Consider the following 1,230-nt stretch of genomic DNA (forward strand, 5'->3'; position numbering starts at 1 on the left):
AAACGGACGTACATCCAGACTTTTACTGAACCTAGAATTAATGAAAGACGGCTTTCCGGCAGTGGTCATTAAAGTGGAGAATCGTTTACCTTATTATGATGCACTTGATAATGCACATACATCAAAGGATTATACGGGGTTCATTCAGTTGGTTGCAGCAGAAGTAGATGATTCACTCGATTTATATTTGAGTGCGGTAAATTAATTGATAAATGGAAGCCTCTAGTTTAATACAGCCTACAAAAAAGAAAACAATCTGAGGTTCATTAGAACGACTGAATGTTTTCTTTTTTTGTATATTTCCTAGTATGTATATTTTTGGTAATTAATTTCACAAAACTCTTCCCTGTACCGGCCCCACCTACGCCAAGTACTGTGACAGCCACGCATGCCATCCAACCTGTTTTCATTGTAATTGAAAACGCTTTCAAAAGTCCATTCTTTTCGTTCCTCAAATTTCGACAGAGCCTGCCATCACTCATTTATTTACTTCAAATTATGTTTTGAGAATATAGGAAAGCAATCGCATTTCTTACTTTTTTTCGTACCAGCGGAAGCGGCTTGTTCCCTGTTTTTGTTTTGATATAGATCACTTTATCCGCCATATGATGAAGTTCGTTCTCACTGAAACTTCCCCTCCGCTATTAACTTACTTATCAATTCGTGGATCTGCTTTATCATCAGGCTCATGTGGCCAATATGTATATAGATATTGAAGAAGATCGGCTGATTATACTTGTAAAAGACTGTGTATTCTTTGATGCATCAGAATAATTGATAAATTTTATAAATTAGCGGAATGCCTAAAAGTGTAGCTTTGAAATAAAGTTTGATCAAAAGCATGCTGTAAACGTTGATTTTATAATAGTAGAAACCCACACATTTTGAACAAAGATTGATCAAAATGTGTGGGTTTGGTTTTGAATTGTGTGAAGTTTTTATAAAAAAGTTTGATTAAAACTCATAAATTCGTTTAAGAAGGATGCTATTCAGCGATCTTCGGCCAATTACCGTCTTTATCCGGTTTCAATCCTCATCCCTCAATCAAATCGAGCAACATAATATCACTTCGTTAAAAAATAAGTATCAGTTTCGTTATTGTAAATAATAAATGAAAAATGCAGTCTTCAAAATTATCTTAATACGGCTTCTTTAATTTTCCGATTAAACAAGCTCCGATTTTTCCAAATAAAATCAACAAAATCATTACCAACCAAACTTTGTTCATCA

At 34.1% G+C, this 1,230-nt stretch carries 1 pseudogene; it reads left to right on the forward strand.

Features of this window, described 5'->3' with window-relative positions:
* Positions 1-205: pseudogene (locus tag A3M5_RS25745) on the forward strand (Fic family protein); the annotation flags it as partial.
* Between the last annotated feature and the right edge of the window lie 1,025 nt (positions 206-1,230).

The organism is Bacillus sp. 37MA (assembly GCF_000372765.1).
GTDB lineage: Bacteria > Bacillota > Bacilli > Bacillales > Domibacillaceae > Domibacillus > Domibacillus aminovorans.